The 16,622-nt window shown below is 48.3% G+C and carries 20 protein-coding genes; 8 read left to right on the top strand and 12 right to left on the bottom strand.

The features are described 5' to 3' along the window. Positions 1 to 86: 86 nt before the first annotated feature. On the bottom strand, positions 87 to 959 hold the full coding sequence (locus KDK15_RS07575; protein ID WP_257294754.1) for a tetratricopeptide repeat protein: 873 nt from the start codon (positions 957 to 959) through the stop codon (positions 87 to 89). A 310-nt stretch (positions 960 to 1,269) separates the two neighbouring features. Here KDK15_RS07575 and KDK15_RS07580 point away from each other — a divergent pair, with 310 nt between their 5' ends. From KDK15_RS07580 to KDK15_RS07600, 5 genes are all read left to right on the top strand, one after another. After that, a complete protein-coding gene (locus KDK15_RS07580; protein WP_257294755.1) occupies positions 1,270 to 2,586 on the top strand; it encodes a sensor histidine kinase KdpD in 1,317 nt (438 codons plus the stop codon). Between the two features lie 7 nt (positions 2,587 to 2,593). Then, positions 2,594 to 3,157, top strand: a complete 564-nt coding sequence (locus KDK15_RS07585) for a response regulator transcription factor (protein WP_257294756.1) — start codon at positions 2,594 to 2,596, stop codon at positions 3,155 to 3,157. Between the two features lie 110 nt (positions 3,158 to 3,267). After that, positions 3,268 to 3,999 (top strand): TVP38/TMEM64 family protein, encoded by a 732-nt coding sequence (locus tag KDK15_RS07590; RefSeq protein ID WP_257294757.1) that lies wholly within the window; start codon positions 3,268 to 3,270, stop codon positions 3,997 to 3,999. Continuing rightward, the gene (locus KDK15_RS07595; RefSeq protein ID WP_257294758.1) at positions 3,992 to 4,519 is read left to right on the top strand and encodes an NYN domain-containing protein; all 528 of its coding nucleotides are present in this window, start codon (positions 3,992 to 3,994) and stop codon (positions 4,517 to 4,519) included. Before KDK15_RS07590 ends, KDK15_RS07595 begins: the two co-directional genes overlap by 8 nt. A gap of 320 nt (positions 4,520 to 4,839) precedes the next feature. Then, complete coding sequence (locus tag KDK15_RS07600; protein WP_101745061.1) at positions 4,840 to 5,049, top strand: cold-shock protein; 210 nt, start codon at positions 4,840 to 4,842, stop codon at positions 5,047 to 5,049. A 322-nt stretch (positions 5,050 to 5,371) separates the two neighbouring features. Here KDK15_RS07600 and modC read toward each other — a convergent pair whose 3' ends face one another. From modC to KDK15_RS07640, 8 genes are all read right to left on the bottom strand, one after another. Continuing rightward, positions 5,372 to 6,445 carry a molybdenum ABC transporter ATP-binding protein gene (gene modC / locus KDK15_RS07605; RefSeq protein WP_257294759.1) on the bottom strand — a complete coding sequence of 358 codons (1,074 nt, stop codon included), beginning with the start codon at positions 6,443 to 6,445 and terminating at the stop codon, positions 5,372 to 5,374. Then, positions 6,445 to 7,137 (bottom strand): molybdate ABC transporter permease subunit, encoded by a 693-nt coding sequence (modB, locus tag KDK15_RS07610; RefSeq protein ID WP_257294760.1) that lies wholly within the window; start codon positions 7,135 to 7,137, stop codon positions 6,445 to 6,447. Before modB ends, modC begins: the two co-directional genes overlap by 1 nt. After that, a complete protein-coding gene (modA, locus tag KDK15_RS07615) occupies positions 7,138 to 8,043 on the bottom strand; it encodes a molybdate ABC transporter substrate-binding protein (RefSeq protein ID WP_257294761.1) in 906 nt (301 codons plus the stop codon). Between the two features lie 98 nt (positions 8,044 to 8,141). Further along, the gene (moaE, locus tag KDK15_RS07620; RefSeq protein WP_257294762.1) at positions 8,142 to 8,585 is read right to left on the bottom strand and encodes a molybdopterin synthase catalytic subunit MoaE; all 444 of its coding nucleotides are present in this window, start codon (positions 8,583 to 8,585) and stop codon (positions 8,142 to 8,144) included. Between the two features lie 134 nt (positions 8,586 to 8,719). Beyond that, positions 8,720 to 8,971 (bottom strand): molybdopterin converting factor subunit 1, encoded by a 252-nt coding sequence (gene moaD / locus KDK15_RS07625; protein ID WP_257294763.1) that lies wholly within the window; start codon positions 8,969 to 8,971, stop codon positions 8,720 to 8,722. After that, complete coding sequence (moaC, locus tag KDK15_RS07630; protein ID WP_257294764.1) at positions 8,968 to 9,501, bottom strand: cyclic pyranopterin monophosphate synthase MoaC; 534 nt, start codon at positions 9,499 to 9,501, stop codon at positions 8,968 to 8,970. Before moaC ends, moaD begins: the two co-directional genes overlap by 4 nt. A gap of 2 nt (positions 9,502 to 9,503) precedes the next feature. Further along, complete coding sequence (moaB, locus tag KDK15_RS07635; RefSeq protein WP_257294765.1) at positions 9,504 to 10,040, bottom strand: molybdenum cofactor biosynthesis protein B; 537 nt, start codon at positions 10,038 to 10,040, stop codon at positions 9,504 to 9,506. Between the two features lie 24 nt (positions 10,041 to 10,064). Continuing rightward, positions 10,065 to 10,355, bottom strand: a complete 291-nt coding sequence (locus KDK15_RS07640; RefSeq protein ID WP_257294766.1) for an NTP transferase domain-containing protein — start codon at positions 10,353 to 10,355, stop codon at positions 10,065 to 10,067. 218 nt (positions 10,356 to 10,573) lie between these two features. Between KDK15_RS07640 and KDK15_RS07645 the strand changes: the two genes are divergently transcribed. Continuing rightward, positions 10,574 to 11,332, top strand: coding sequence for an aldolase/citrate lyase family protein (locus KDK15_RS07645; protein ID WP_257294767.1), 759 nt, complete (start codon positions 10,574 to 10,576; stop codon positions 11,330 to 11,332). A gap of 145 nt (positions 11,333 to 11,477) precedes the next feature. Here KDK15_RS07645 and KDK15_RS21185 read toward each other — a convergent pair whose 3' ends face one another. Further along, positions 11,478 to 11,702: a hypothetical protein gene (locus tag KDK15_RS21185; protein ID WP_373691349.1), complete on the bottom strand. Its 225-nt coding sequence runs from the start codon at positions 11,700 to 11,702 to the stop codon at positions 11,478 to 11,480. On the opposite strand from KDK15_RS21185, the gene KDK15_RS07655 reads away from it, so the two are divergent. After that, on the top strand, positions 11,619 to 11,852 hold the full coding sequence (locus tag KDK15_RS07655; protein ID WP_257294769.1) for a hypothetical protein: 234 nt from the start codon (positions 11,619 to 11,621) through the stop codon (positions 11,850 to 11,852). The two genes, KDK15_RS21185 and KDK15_RS07655, sit on opposite strands and share 84 nt — an antisense overlap. Before the next feature lie 150 nt (positions 11,853 to 12,002). Here KDK15_RS07655 and KDK15_RS07660 read toward each other — a convergent pair whose 3' ends face one another. Next, complete coding sequence (locus KDK15_RS07660; RefSeq protein WP_257294770.1) at positions 12,003 to 12,365, bottom strand: hypothetical protein; 363 nt, start codon at positions 12,363 to 12,365, stop codon at positions 12,003 to 12,005. Further along, entirely contained in the window at positions 12,365 to 13,285 is a 921-nt protein-coding gene (locus KDK15_RS07665; RefSeq protein ID WP_257294771.1) for a hypothetical protein, read from the bottom strand. The genes KDK15_RS07660 and KDK15_RS07665 overlap by 1 nt, the downstream gene beginning before the upstream one ends. Positions 13,286 to 13,992: 707 nt before the next feature. Here KDK15_RS07665 and KDK15_RS07670 point away from each other — a divergent pair. Further along, positions 13,993 to 16,335, top strand: a complete 2,343-nt coding sequence (locus tag KDK15_RS07670) for a hypothetical protein (RefSeq protein ID WP_257294772.1) — start codon at positions 13,993 to 13,995, stop codon at positions 16,333 to 16,335. The last annotated feature ends 287 nt before the right edge of the window (positions 16,336 to 16,622 follow it).

Genomic DNA, 16,622 nt, shown 5'->3' on the forward strand with positions numbered 1-16,622 from the left:
ACTCCCCGGTACGGCGCTCCCTCACAAAATCCCTTAGAGCGACAAAGTCCTGCGCGAGATACGGGGCAGTTTATGAAATATCCGGGCTAACTCATATCTACATCCGGTATATCTGGCTGTAGCAACTTCTTAAACGACAGATGACCATGCAGAACCTCAAAAGCCTTCTCACTGACGACTTCATCCTTTAACGCGGCAGATTGCTGTATGGCGGTTTCAAGGTCCCGTACCGCTTCATCATGCTGCCCAAGTGCCGCTTCTGCACAGGCCCTTTGCCAGTAGGCAAGCGCATACTGGTGATCATGGTCAATCGCCTGATTGGTCAGTGATAGCGCCCATCGGGCCTCACCAAGATCCAGCAACGAGTCAGCCTTATAGGTCAGTGCCTCAACATCATCCGGATTGATTTCCAAAATCTGGTCATAGATGTTGATCTGCTCATGGAGGTTTGTCTCAAGCCCTGCACGCATCCATAATGAATGAACCTGATTGGTTTGCGATATCTTTTCCTGGGCAGAAATAATCTGCTCCGAGCGCACGACCAGCTTCTTCTCAAGCTCATTCAGCCTTTTTTCATATTCCAGTGTCATCTGAGAAACCTGGCTTTCGACCTGTGCCTTAATGGTTTCACGAACCTCCCGCAATGAACGCCACCCAAGCAAAACCAGAATCGAAGCCGCGGCAGTGATGATGAAAAAGATATTGTTAACGGTATCCGTTGTATAACGTACCGCCCGATCTGAGGCATCCAGCCGGGCCTCAGCAACTTTATTGGTCAATTCAGCCCGCATGAACTGCTGATCCTGACGGAGATTCTTGAGTTCATCAAGAATGTAACGCTCAATGAATGGCTTATAGAGGGGTTCATCAATCTCAGCCGTGGTTTGAGCCTTAACTGAAGAGAAGTTCAGCATTACAGAGCAGGCAAGCAACAGCTTGAGGATAAGTTTATGAGGCATTAACCCTCCTGGATTAGCCATCGTCTGACAATAACTGCGTTAAAGCTCTACCTTATCCCGACACAGGAAAACGGGTCAATGAGCTAAAGGAGCCGGCACCCGAACCAACCGCCATGCAACATGATCTCTGAGTTTCATGGGGGATGGCGGTGGGGCCACGAGTCCATTCGCAGGCGAACCGACCTACTTCGGGGGAGCGTTCTTCAGGCTTTGGCGACAGCCTCTTCCCATAAGGGCTTCAGCCCGGGGATAAAAAAACGCATTTTCGAGTCAAATGGTATTCAATATATGAGCACACCATGCAGCCTTAATGACGACACTTCACAACACAATACCCAACCTCTCGGTTGGTGCCGAGAACCTCAAGCGCCTGTGCTGGCTCCGTGGAACCCTCATTGCTGTTGAGGGGATAGTCTTTTTCCTGGCCAGCCGCCATTTTACTATCCAGATAACCGGCCTTGTTCTGGCCTGTTTAATCACCTTGCTGATGATCATCGGCACCATGATTCGGCTATATGTGGTCCAAAGCCATGTCAGCGATCAGGAGTTCTTTGTTCAACTGCTGCTGGACCTTCTTTCCCAGAGCACGCTGTTATTCTTCAGTGGTGGTTATACAAACCCACTGGTATCGACCTACCTGATCACTGTCTGTATCGGCGCAGCACTGCTTCCGGGCAAATACAGCTGGGGCGTGACATTCACTGCGACGCTGTTCTATACCCTGCTGATGAAATGGTACGTGCCATCCGGGCCCGATTCGACGCTTCCCTTGCCAGAACAGCAGCTGATGATTGATATTCATTTGCTTGGCATGTGGCTGACGTTTGTGCTGAGTGCCTTTCTTATCAATTACTTCGTCGAACTGATGGCCTCAGCCCTGAGAAAACAACAAAGGGATATTGCCATCAGCAGAGAACTTCAGCTGAGAGATGAAAGCATTCTTGCCATTGCCCTTCAGGCAGCGGGTGCAGCCCATGAATTGGGAACGCCATTAACCACAATGGCCATTGTGCTCAAGGATCTTCAGGAGGAATACCAGGGCAGCGCACTGGCTGAGCGCTTGACATTTCTAAGGGATCAGATCGATGAATGCAAGAAAAGACTGCAACAGTTAGTATCGGAAAGCCAATACAACGGTATTGAAAGTATCGATAGCCAGGATTTTCTGGCTAAAGTCATCCAAAAATGGCAACTGGTCAGACCGGAATCCGAGCTTCATTACAACGCCGCTCAATGGCCTGCCTCAGTATCTATCCCCTGCGATCTGACACTGTATCAGGCAATAACGTCATTACTTGATAATGCAGAAGATGCCAGCCCGGGTCAGGTTTCACTGAACGTGATACAGAACCGGCAGAGCCTGACCATACAGATTCTGGATAAAGGAGTGGGCTTCCCGGAAGCCCACTGCAAACCCGGGAAAAGCTCAGCCCGTATAAAAGAAGGGAGTTCAACAACCTTGACGCCCTGTAGCTTAAAAGAAGATGGCCTCGGGATTGGTTTGTTACTCAGCCAGGCCAGTATTGAGCGGCTGGGAGGTCTGATGCAGATTGCCCCTCTGACCGGCAGGGGAAGCTTGATTGAAGTCCAACTCCCCATCCTCAGCCAAACAGAAAAGGAACAATAACGCGACCATGAGCCCCGGAAAAGCCCTGGAGTTACCAGCTATTTTGATTGCCGATGATGACCAGACCTTGTTACACACGCTTGCCACCTCACTCAGAAAAAGGGGATTCAACCCCGTTACGGCAGACAGCATTGGTAAGGCGACCGCCCTGCAACAAAAATACCAACCGGCAAGTGCGGTTGTTGATCTGAAAATCGGCAGTGAGAGCGGCCTCAGGCTTATTCCACTATTACGTAACGTCAATCCGGATATTAATATTATCGTACTAACTGGGTATGCCAGCATTGCTACCGCAGTCAGAGCCATCAAACTTGGGGCTAAGGATTATCTCTGCAAGCCGGTAGACACCTTACAGATACTCTCGGCACTGAATATCAGCCAGCTGCCACCAGAGCGTGAACCATGCCCTGTCATCCCGGAAACAAGGATGCCGGTCTACCAGCTGGAATGGGAGTATCTTCAGAAAGTACTGCTGGAGCACAATGGCAATATCTCGGCCGCCGCCCGAAGCCTGGGCATGCATCGCAGGACACTGCAGCGAAAACTCAACAAACGGTCAGGCTCCCGCTGAAATTATGTAAGCATTATTGCCTCTTCTCTGTAGTAGCCATTATGCTTGTTGGTTTTATAGGCAGCGGCCAGTCATTTTCAGTGAATTGCTTATTGTTTCGTAGCGCTTTCTTGCGAGGCTCTTTTTTCAGAAAGAATCGTCAGATTCTCTCATTGATGGGCCTGCTCAGTATTACCTCCCTCTTTGGCAGCACCCTGGTCACCACACTGGCGATCACCTGGCAGGACGCTCTTTACACGCTATCCATCAGCCAGTGGGCCTGGCTCTTTTCGGCCAGCGCCCTGACCATGGCGCTGGCCCTGACACCGTCTACTCTTATTGCCCTGATCAGTGGCTATTTTCTGGGGTGGACAGCGTTTTTCTATATCCTGATTTCCTACCCGGCAGCGTCTGTCATCGGTTATCTGATTGGGAAATCACTGGATCATGGAAAGCTGATGAATACCCTCCCGCCGAACTCCCACATACACCTGATTCTTGACGAGCTGAAACATCATCATCAATGGCCAATGGTCATTCTGACCCGGATATCACCGGTACTGCCCTTTTCATTAATGAACCTGGTGTTACCCGCAATTGGCATCCGCCTTCATACATTTCTAATAGCCGGTTTTATTGGCATGTTACCCAGAACGCTGTTTGCCCTTTGGGCAGGTATGCAGGCAAGAGACCTGTTCTCTTTACTGAAAAAACCGACGCAAGGTAATCTGTCTGTTATTGTCATGGTGATGGCATCGATTCTTTCCATTGGCGGTCTGCTTTATCTCGCCCAAAAAGCATCATCAACCATCATCATGCGACAGGCAGCGATCAAACGCGGGGAGACCAAAACCTATGGCTGAAAAACGTGTTGCGCTCTTTGTTGATGTGCAGAACATCTATTACACCACCCGACAGTTCTACAACAGCCACTTTGATTACAACGCATTCTGGGCGCTTGTCAGTAAAGGCAGAAAGATCACCAAAGCCATCGCCTACGCTATTGATCGTGGAGACCCAAAGCAACGGCAATTCCAGGACATACTTCGAGCCATTGGCTTTGAAGTGAAGCTGAAACCCTATATTCATAGAAGCGATGGTACCTCAAAAGGTGACTGGGATGTCGGGATAACGCTGGATGTTATGAGCTGGGCACCCGAGGTCGATATCATTGCCCTTGCTTCCGGTGATGGTGACTTTGACCTGCTATTGCAAAAGGCGCAACAGGATTTTGGCCTGCAGACTGAGGTATACAGTGTTGAGGCTCTGACAGCATCATCTCTGATTCAATCGTCCAGTCACTTTATTCCGATTACCCATGACCTGTTACTGCCAATCAGGAAAGCAAAAAACAGCCAGCAAAAAGCAACAAATACTATATAAATCAAAGCATTAATTTCTTATCCAGGCGAGTCTTCCAGCCCCTGATTTCCGGTTAAAATTCGTACGATAATTTGTTTTTAACAAACTTGATAAAATCTTTGACATCCCTTCGGACAGCTATTAGAGTTCCTATTGGCCATTATTGAGAAGAACGAAAAATCGTTTCGCTTTTTGAGTACTTCCTGATCGTCACACCACTTCTTAGTTTAAGTTATGCTGCTTTGATTGCTTTACTCTTAAATAAATATATGAAGATGTGACTACACATTGGCTTAACGCGTGTACAACGCATTTTTATAGAAATATTCAGGAGACATTGCATGTCTAAATCGACCGGAACGGTAAAGTGGTTCAGTGAAGAGAAAGGCTTTGGCTTTATCGCTCAGGATAACGGCGGTCCAGACGTTTTCGTTCACTTCCGTGCCATCATTGGTGACGGCTTCAAAACTCTCGCTGAAGGTCAGGCTGTGACCTTTGATGTTGAGCAGGGCCAGAAAGGCCTTCAGGCTGCCAACGTAGAGAAAGTATAAGCTTTTCCCTTTCCAGGAAAACAGAAAAAGAGCACCAGTAAGGTGCTCTTTTTTTATGGGTTAATCCAGCCCCTTGAGGAAATCAAACGAATAGCACTGCACAGCATAGTAGGTAACGATACAATGGCGCACAGAAGCGCCCATCCAATGGCGGTCGGACTAATGGAATCAAAAACCGGTTGCATTTGATCCAATGCTTAAGACATAAGAAAGACTCGATGGAACTGTTTTATTTTTTTCAACTTTAAACCATTGTCAAAAGTCAACATACGCTTCATTCCAAACCTCTCCTTCGTTGAGTATCAGGCACCTGCCAACGGTATTAGATAACATCCAGACAGGATCCTTTAAAATGGGCAAAAACACGCTGCCCCACCGACAAATTCAATAACCCCAGTGCTCTTCTGGTGACCAGTGCCAGCAATCTCTGCCCTTCAGCCGCCATAAACAGCATGACGTTTTTGGAATCCAGTTCCTGAATAGCCTGAATGGTTGTCGCCACTCGATTCTGAACGCTTGTGCAGTGGATATCTTCCACCACAATGCTGACCTCCTGAGCAGGCAATATCACTCTCAGGCCGGTTCCCGGCAACGCTGAAATCTGATTGACCAACAATTTCTGGCCACCAAACAACAGCTCGGTGAAACCATATTCGTGATCATGGCTGCCCACCTGTACTTCCAGAATCGACAGTGCACAGTCATCCCGGGTTAATAAAGAACCTGGCCGACTGAGTAATTGACGACATTCACCACGGGACAAAACCTGCCCTTGCTCAATAAGCATCAGCTTATCAGCCAGCCGTGCAACCTCTTCACGGGCATGACTCACCATGACAACCGGTATTGTGAAGTGCTGATGGATATTTCTCAGGCAGGGAAGAATGCTTGTTTTTGATGACCAGTCAAGCGAAGCCAGGGGCTCATCCATTAATAGAAGACGGGGTGCACTTAATAAGGTTCGGGCAATGGCAACACGCTGCTTCTCACCGCCAGACAATTTATCAACCGCACGCCCCAGTAAATGCACAATATCGAGCTGCTCAACCACCTCAGATAATGACGGCATGGCAACATTGGCCCTGGCCCGCTGCAACGCAAATTGGAGATTTTCCATAACGTCCAAATGGGGAAACAGTCTGGCTTCCTGAAATATATAGCCAATACCCCGTTGCTCCGGTGGTAGCCATATTCCCTTTTCGGAGTCCTGCCAGACTTCATCATTAAACTGTAGTCGTCCCCTGGCATGACTTTCCAAACCCGCAATGGTTCTCAGCAGTGAGGTTTTACCACATCCTGAACGTCCCATAATGGCCCAGGTGGTATCGGTATCCAGTGACTCATCAACACTAAGAACAAAGTGGTCCCGGGGAAGCTGAATATCAATTCTTAGCATTAACGACGACCAGTGTTTGATTTGAGGGGTAATTGAGTAGCGGGCTTACGATCAAGACTGTAAAGGGTAACCAGAAGAATCATGGCAAATACCATAAGCCCCGCAGCAATCTGATGGGCCTCGGCAAACTGCTGTGATTCCACGGCATCGAACAGGGCAATGGACAGCACCTGCGTCTCTCCGGGAATATTGCCGCCAATCATAAGCACCACACCAAACTCCCCAACGGTATGGGCAAACCCCATGCAGGCCGCCAGAATCATCGCCCGGCGAGTACAGGGCAGTACCACATTAAAGAAACGGTCCATTCGTCCTGCCCCCATCATGGCTGCGGCCTCAAGAAGACCTTTATCCAGCTGTTCAAAGGCCCGCTGAAGTGGCTGCACGACAAAGGGCATGGAACAGATAACTGAAGCAATCACCAGCCCGGTAAAACTGAACGCCAGTGTAGTGCCAGTCAGGGAAAGCCAGAGCTGTCCGGGAGCGTAGTTTGGCGAGCAAAGCAAGAGTATATAAAAGCCAAGGACGGTGGGCGGTAATACCATTGGCAGACCAACCAGAGCTTCCAACAGGGGCCTCAGCCGACTTTGCATATTTGCCAGCCCCCATGCCATGGGAATCGCCAGGAGCATCAGAATCATGGTGGTAATGATTGCCAGTTTCAGCGTTACCCAGACAGCGGTGAGCAGCATTCAGAGTGCTTTCCTTCGATTTTCAGACGTTGTTTTATCAACCATTGTCGTTGATACAGGGAAGTAACCCTGTTTGGCAATGGTGCTCTGAACAGATGGTGACAAAATAAACGCCACAAATGCCTTTGCCGCCTCAGGTTGCCTGGTCCGCTTTAAGATAACCAGATCCTGCTGAATCGGATCATACAACGTTGCAGGAATCGAAAAAATATGACCATCGTTGTTTTTATGATCAACCAGCTGCGCTTTCGCCACCAGCCCTGCAGGAATATTACCACTGGCCACAAACTGCCAGGCCTGCTGGATACTGGCTCCCTGAACCAGACGGGAGCGGAACGATGACCAGAAACCCAGCTTTTCCAGAACCTGCCGTGCCGCCAGACCATAGGGTGCTGTTGCCGGATTGGCAATGGCCAGGCGTCCCTTATAGAAAGCCAGGTCCTCCAGTGTCATGGTTTTATCTTGGTCATCTTTACCGGAAAACCCGGGGCTCCATAGAACCAGCCCTCCCAAGGCATAGGGGTGTCGGCTGCCCTCCAGTGTCAGTCCTTTTTTTTCCAGCAGTTCGGCTCTAAGGCTATCTGCTGACAGAAAGATATCGAAAGGCGCACCATGGGTGATCTGGTTATACAGCACACCGGTAGAAGCAGAGGAGATCAACAACCGGTGCCCGGTTTCTGCTTCAAACGCCTTTGCCAGAACCTCCAGCGACGGTTTGAAGTTTGCTGCAACGGCCACTTTCAGTTCTACTGCAAAGACCGATACCCCCGGACAAAAGAGTAAAAACGCTAAAAATAAGGTTCTCAGGAATTGTCCCTGAATAACTTCCTCTTTTTGCCACGGAGGCACGGAGCCACAGAGGAAAAGATTTTTTCTTTTCTCCGTGCCTCCGTGTCTCCGTGGCAAGTTTTTTTCCTTACCGGATAACAACGGAAATGTGGAAGTTATTTCAGGACGTTTTTTTAACATGAAGCAGCCGTTTTTGAAGAGTTCACTTGCAAAGGTTAAAGCCAGCGATCCGCCGCTTCCTGGTCAGACTCACGCTCATCCACCCAGCGATCCCCTTCAGGTGTCGTCTCTTTCTTCCAGAACGGCGCACGGGTTTTCAGGTAATCCATAATAAACTCACAGGCTGCAAACGCTTCTTTACGATGGGCGCTGGCAACAGCAACAAAAACGATACGGTCACCGGGATACATCTGCCCAATGCGATGGATAACCCGGACAGTCTGGAGTTCCCAACGCGCCATGGCTTCATCGATAATTTGCTGCAGGGCTTGTTCCGTCATCCCCGGATAATGCTCCAGAAACAAGCCACCCACCTTATCCCCAAGGTTCATATCCCGAACCTTACCGGTAAAGGTAACAATGGCTCCTGATGACTTATTCCCTTCCAGTCGTTCATATTCCTGGCCGGGGTTAAAGTCTTCTGCTTGAATGGAAATCAAGGTTCTGATCCTGTTTGTTTTTTGCACCACAAAGGCACAAAGACACAAAGTTTTTCCGGGGCTATGGCGACAGCCTCAGACTGTGGGAACGAGAACAAAACAAAGCCTTCGTGTTTTTGTGGTTCAAATAAAAATCACCCGCCGGTAACCGGAGGAAAAAAGGCAATCTCATCACCAGACTGCAATGTGACATCCTGACGAGTCATCGTCTGATTGATGGCAACTAATGTACGATCACTCATCATTACTTCACGCCAGTGTTCACCTCTTTCCGCCAACTGACTTTTTAATGCAGACAGTAAGGAAGCATACTCACCTTCTTCCAGAGTCAGCTGCTCGCAGTTCAGCTTTTCCCGAAAACTGGCAAAGAACAGTACTTTAATCATGCTGCACCACCTGAGGCAGACGTCGCTGAACCATGAACATAGTGACCACTTCGACCACCGCTCTTTTCCAGCACACGAATGCCTTCAATATGCATCTCTTTGTCCACCGCCTTGCACATATCATAGATCGTCAGGGCAGCAACCGATGCCGCTGTCAGCGCTTCAATCTCAACGCCGGTTTTCCCATTTAGACGACAGCAGGTTTCAATTCGAATACAGGCGTCGCCATTCACTGAAGCCGCGTCTTCAAGTTGAAACTCAACACCAATAAAGTTCAGCATCAACGGGTGGCAAAGCGGCACCAGCTGGCTGCACTGCTTGGCAGCCTGAATGCCGGCAATTCTGGCCACAGCAAGCACATCCCCTTTTTTAAGACCATTGTCTTTTACCAGCGCCAGTGTCTCAGGCGCCATGTAGATATAACCTTCCGCCCTGGCTTCACGACGTGTGATGTCTTTTTCACCAACATCAACCATGCTGGCTTTACCATCGCTATCAATATGGCTAAGGGCATTATTGGTAAACGACATGATTACCCTGCCTTTTTTAATTGTTCAACAAAGTTACATGGACGATGCTGGCTGTTCAGCTGATCCTTGACAATGCCTTCCCAGGCGGTCTTACAGGCATTATTGGAGCCGGGCATAACAAAAATAACGGTGCCGTTGGCCATGCCCGCCACGGTACGGGACTGGATTGTGGAGGTTTTGATCTGTTCATAGGAAAGCTGACGGAACAGCTCGCCATAACCATCAATCTGCTTGTCGAAAATAGGCAACAGCGCTTCTGGCGTGCTGTCTCTGCCAGAGAACCCGGTACCACCGGTGACCAACACGGCCTGCACACAGTCAGGAGACCCTGCATCACTGGCAATCCAGCGGGATACTACTTCCCGAATCTTGTAGATGTCGTCTTTTACAATGGCCTTGTCAGCAAGTTTGTGACCAGCAGCGGTCAGGCTCTCAACCAGTAAGTGACCGGATGTGTCGTTTTCTTCGGTACGGGTGTCGGACACCGTCAACACGGCAATGTTGACAGGAATAAACTCATCAAACTGATTATGAGCCATGGCTATTCTCGCCCCAGTCTATTTTCAATGGTATAACAGCTGATGCAGGCGCCAGAGGGCATAGTCCTTCGGATTATCACTGGCTATGGAACTCTCAACGGCTTGCCGTAATTCCGAATTGACCGGCAACATCACCGGCAGATTAAAACCCGCAAAACCGGACCCGCTGATCAGAACCTGATCAATCCCGGCCCGGGCCAGCAGAGAAACCCTATGTAGGTACAGCGGTTTGCAACACCAGTTCAGTCGTGACTTGTCCTGCCCCATCCGGGAGGAACGACCGCCAAGACCGTAAAGCGTGCCATGGGCTGTCATTCGATCACAGATTCTTTGCCAATATTCAAATCAACCCGGAGATTGTTCAAAAATTGCGCCCGTCACGACGACCCCGTCTCCGGACAGGCTTAGTGTAAGGTTTTCCACCCCGCTGACAAGCCTTGGGATCAATTATCATACAGAAAAGCAGCAGGTTAACCGGCTCGTTCGTTAGCTATACTTTTTTGACCACATCAAATAGATAACAATGGTCAACAATGAGAAAGAATCAGGTACTGAACCTTTTCCAGCAAAACAAGACCGCCATAAACTGCTGGCTTATCCACCCTTGCCCAATGACGGCTGAGCTGATCGCCCACCAGGGTTTTGACGCAATGACCATTGACATGCAGCACGGCATGATTGGCTTCGAATCGGCCCTGGCCATGCTGCAGGCCATATCCACCACCCCGGTGACTCCGCTGGTCAGGGTTCCCTGGCTTGATCCGGGCATCATTATGAAAATGCTGGATGCCGGTGCTTATGGCGTCATCTGCCCAATGATTGAAAGCGCAGAGCAAACCCGGGAATTTGTCGCTACCTGCCGTTACCCATCCAAAGGCAACCGCAGCTTTGGCCCTAGCCGGGCGATGATCTATGCCGGCAGTGATTACCCGGAAAAAGCAGAAGAGACCATACTGCCCATGGTCATGATAGAGACTCGTCAGGCTCTGGATAACCTGGATGATATTCTCAGCACTGAAGGACTGGGAGCCATCTATATTGGCCCCTTTGACCTTTCCTATGCCCTGGGCTGTCAGCCCCAACCAGACCACTATGAGTCCCCCGTTATGGAGGCTATCGAACATATCCTTGCCTGCAGTAAAAAGCATAAGGTACCTGCCGCCATTCATTGCATGGGGCCGGAGTTCGCTGATCGCATGCGAAAAAAAGGATTCAGCCTGGTCACCGCTGGCTGTGATGCCGACTTCGTCCGCTCTGGAGCCACACACACAATCAAATCACTGAGGCAGTAATCTGAAAGTTGCTCAGAAAAAGCCTTACTTCACCCGAATATATAATCAAACCAGTCCGAAGGGTCCGGAACATCGTCTTCTGAAGCAATGTCCCAGCCCTTGATGGAGAATCCGGATTCATGGACAGAGTCCGAACGCCCGGTATTCAGAGGATGCCATTGTGACAGATCATAGCCATGATAGAGCAGATAATAAGCGCAGCTGTCCGGCAACCATGGCAAATGCTGATGCAGGGTTTTCGGGGTAAGCTTGATACAGTCACCCACAATTTGCGACGGTGTTTATAATGTCTGCAGCGGCAGGTCTCCAGATCCAGCAGCCGACAGGCTACCGCCGTTGTGTGAATCTCATCCGTATCAGCATCAATGATCTTATTGAGGCAGCAGCGACCACAGCCATCACAGTTCGTTTATCAATAAAATTTTGCCATGTCATCCTTCCTCACAGAATGGCAGTTAAATGGTTTGAGTGTCATTGTGCGCTCAGCCGTCATTCCTTTTTTTCAGTCGCTCTCTCCTGATTACCAGCAGCCTGCGGCTAATAATGAATCAGTGCCGTATGATTCAAGGCCAGTTGCACTACCCAGCCAATCAATGCTGAATGATATCTGCCAGGGTGCTGGATTAGTCGCTCAACTGGCGAGAGCCTGGGTCCCGCAAGTGGAAGTGGCTCAGATGAGCAATTGGGATTTGAGTCGGCTTAATGCCTTGTGCTCATCAACCCGCCATTGTTCAAACAGTTTTGCCGACGGTGCTGCAGAGCTACCCGCTTCAGACCAGTATCTGCTGGCGCGGCTTATATCCCCATTGAGCCGCGCCAGATGTGCCGAAAGACTCAAGGACGCATGATTGCGCGCTAGCTTCCGGCCTTTTTCAGCATCCTGAATTGCTTGTGATAATAATGTGGCGTGGGATATTTCTTCATTAATGGCCTGAACAGTTAAGCTGAAGTAAGCGCACCCCCTGTGAATAATGACCTGCGGATTGTCAGGATATAGACCCGCTAACTTTTCCAGAATACTGATGCCATCCATTATTTGATTCTCCAAGAGTAAACAGGAAGCCAGCCCTTCTTCTGGTTTTCCTGACGACGCAAACCCCGGAAGATCGTCTCAATCTCTTTCAGCTTTTCAGCATCGCCTGTTTCTTTAAGGCAGTAGGCCAGTCCGAGTTCAATCTGAAAGTGTCCGCTGAAGGCCCCGGTATCTCGCACCCCCCTATTCCTGTTCTCCTGACGGCGCAGAGCCCGGAAGATCTGCTCCGCCTCTCTCACCTTTTCAGCCTCACCTGTTGCCTGAAGACAGCGAGCCAACCCAAGTTCAATCAGATTATGGCCGCTGAAGGTGTCAGCATCTCGCTGGCGTCTCTTCTCGTTCTCCTGACGACGCAGGGCCCGTAAGATCTGCTCCGCCTCTTTCAGCTTTTGCCCGTCGCCTATTTTTCCCAAACAGCAAGCCAGCCCGAGTTCAAGCCGAAGGTCTCCGCTGAAGGCGTCAGCAGCCCGCTTCCCATTCTTCTCGTTTTCATGACGACGCAGGCTCCGGAAGGTCTGCTCAGCCTCTTTCAGTTTTTTTTGCCCTTGTAATCCCCTGGCTTTTCCCAATTGAGCTCTTTGTCGTTCACAGGGGTCCAGATTAAGGGAGAGTAATTGATCGAACGTATCAACCGCACGCACAAAATTATTCGTTTTAATATATCGCCAACCGTCTTTCATTTGGGTACTTATACTACGCAGGTCAATGGTGCGCTGATGACCATCACGGCGATATTGGTGCCCCACGTTAGCAGAATTGTGCCAGGAACTTACCTCCCTGGATTCAGGCGCTATTTTCCTGTTGAAAGCGCCATGGGTTTTTTGTTTTTTTTGCGGTATTACTATAGATTCGTCGTTTAATTTGCCAGCATCGGCAGCTCTTTTCCCGAGAGCTGTATAGTGTCGACTGGACGGTCCCATACAATAACTCTATTAATTAGTGCCTGTCAGAAAATCTAGGTAACCTGACGGTCAGCTTTAGCAATTAGTTGCAATCGGTCAAATTTTAGTTATTGAATCAGGAAATTTGACCATTTTATTCACGTGTCGTTTACAAAATAGTCGAATTTTTCTTTTGCTACACAGGCAAATCCCCGCAGCCCAGCACAATCGTAAAAACGAACATGGCTGTCTATTCAGGCGCAGGTGTTCGACCGGGATTTGAGCCTGTGTAATGCCTTACGCTCATCATCCCAACATTGTTCAAACTGTTTTTGGGGAGGGTTGGTTCAGGTCTTGAATTTTGAAACCCGGATACTGATTGTCTTTGGGTCATTGAAGGCGTGACCAGCGATGGTGAGGTCGATCTGCATAAGAAAGCCAGCTTAACCACCTTTGCTGAAAAGCATGGAAAAGCAGGCATTTAAGGGACGAGGCTTTGATTTGGAAAGCCCACACCTGAAAGACAGGAACAGAATTGGTCGTTTCTTAGGTGTAATGACGAGAGCTAATATGTACTATTATCCCAGATAAACCTTCATTTAAATGCATTCAAAGGAGTATAAAATAACTTTTTTATTCAGTAATTTACAAATTAATCATGATTTCCCAGGGCTGATATTGAATTTTTTGGACTGACAAAACTCCAACTTTAATTGAATCAAGTTATTTAAATCAGGGATCATCAAGTGAAAACTAATAATCAGCTCTCACCATACAACCTGGACACACAATATTCTTCTGCTGCTCGCCATGACGGTAACTCTGCCCATACAGTGCGACAGACTTGCCGCCGACGATATGAATGTCTCGGTAAAAAATCTACCCTCAGTGATAGTTTTGCCTCCACTCCCCCCCGGAAAAGCCTCAACAATTACAATCCTAAAGCTGTTAGACAAGTACACACTTTTTTCCCTAGTACTGAAAAGACTCCCCATCCGGAACATGAAAAACTGTTTGGCATGATGATGCCAGAGATGGAAAAACCAGCACTCAAAAAGAAAAGTAAAGAGCCGGAAAGACCTAAAGAGTCCCCTTCCCTGAAGCAAGCAGATGAGATTGAAATTTCATACTCAGAGCTGGATGAACTTTTCGATGATGATATAGCACTCCCTTTTATTCCTGAATTACCTGATCAGGATTATCAGAAGTTTGATATTAAACTTTCACAGAATTTGAGAAAAATCAGAGAGGGGAATGAACAAAAAGCAATTCTGGAATTAAAAGAGTTATTTACAAACAGGGCTCACGATTTTGTATCTCCCGATAAGGAAAAAGCAGCACATCGTTTTACTGAGTTCGTACGACGCGTATATCAGCTCGACAAGCAAATGCCAGCAGGAATGAAAGCAAAGGGAGAAATCATCAAGCATGCGATAGATCAAATGACAGAGAAGATGGGCATGCTGATGGATGATGTCAGAACTACCTGCATATCCGAAGCTTTCAGTAACCCCACATTTAAAGATGCCCTGGAGAAGGTTGAATCGGATACAGATAAGTCTCTTCTTCGCAGGTTGCAGGCACTTTCCGCTTTTAACTTCATGAGCAATGAAGTAAACGCACTGGTAAGAGACTCTGGAGTTTCCGTCCCTTCTGCTCCAGATAGCAGAGACCCGGGCTATGATTCTGGTGTCGATGAGCCAGACTCAGACAATGATGACAAAACAGAGCCTGTAGCCGGAGCTCTTGACCGACCACTAACGGGTAATAAAAAACACAACAAGCAGGACAACACAGAAACTACCAATAAAGGCTTAACCTCACAGCTTTCAGAATTAGAAAGAGAGCGCCGTGAAGCCATAGATAAGGGAATGGAGGAGGTGGATAGAATACTTGAACAAGGGCGGAAATACCTTGAACAGTCCAACAAGAAAAAAGAAGAAGAAACAAAGCCAAAGCCAGTGATGTCAAAACCATCTACTTCAAAGCCTGAAGCAAAACCTATCGCCAGCAGACCACCTGTTGCCAAGGAAAAACCAAAGCCTGTTACTCCTGCTGTTGTAACAAAAACCTACCCATCAATCGCCGACATCCGCAAGCTTAAGGCAGGTATGGCTATTGCAGACGCAGTGCTGAAGTTTGTAGAAAACTGTAAAAATGAGCGTGAAAGAAAAGAGCTTGATAAATTCCTGGAAGAGCGCTGTGCAGAAAAATCAAAAACCATTGTCAGTGATCTTAACCAGGTCAAACAGCAGGCGATGAAACCCAGCGAATGTGTCCACAAGTTTTCAGAAACCGTAGGCTACCGCCAGATTGCCGAAAAGATTACTCCACCCTCTGCAAGAAAACTCTCTGAAATAGCAGAAAATGAAAAAGTGCCAGGTAAGGACGGCAATATTGATGGAACAATGCTGCACCTGCTAAAACAATCAGTAGTCTTTCCAAAAAGCTGGGATGTAAAAGGTGATCCAGCAAAATGGACTCGCAGGGAGTTTTTGGCTGAGTTTGAAAAAGGAGCATCCAGACACTCAGAGAGTCAGCGCCAATGTGTCCGGAAATACGCTGATGATATATTACGACTCTTTAAGCTGAAGCAATATCCATTCGGCTGGGGGTATGACAAGGAGCGCAAAGCATCTCCAGCCGATCAGGAATTCGAGCTTATGGCAACGGTGATGTACGACTACTTCATTGGCAAGCCCTTATTTGATTACAGAGACTGCAAGCGGCTTGAACTATTCACAGATCAGCAAAGACACACATTTCTGGAAACACTCTTTGGCTCAGAAGTTATATCCACGCTTAAGCAGATAGTTGAAGGAGCAGAAACGAAAACAAAGCGACCACCAACCAGTGTTGAAAGAGCCAGAGTCGAGCACATCAAAAGCATGGTCATTGCATTGTTCCATGACAAACCTACAGGTGGCTATTACCTTGTCGTTGGCAGAAGTGATCAAAGGCAAGCTTTCCCTGTACAGGTGAGAAATCCACTGGCTCTCGAGTGCCTTAATCAGGAAAAAGGGAGTAACTGCATTTATAAGGCAATGGGGTTACCTGTGATTTCCGACAACTGGAATGCTGTCAGATAAGTGAGTCAAACTTGCAGGCTGAAAGCGAAGGCTTCCGTAAATTATCGCTGGGGCAACATTTGTTGGACTCTTCGACAAATACTCCAATACCTCAGCCATAAAAAAACCAGTAGATCAGTAACCTACGGGATTTATATTGGCGGCGTCCCTCGAATCTGACTCTAAAGGCCACTGATACCAAGGCTCTTTATAAAAATATGATTATGGTGTTACATACAGTGTGACTGCCCCACCTTATCAGGCGAGGCTTCTGACTTCTTAGGCAGCGACCGACAGTACGCCGGATT

The organism is Endozoicomonas sp. YOMI1, assembly GCF_024606345.1.
GTDB lineage: Bacteria > Pseudomonadota > Gammaproteobacteria > Pseudomonadales > Endozoicomonadaceae > Endozoicomonas.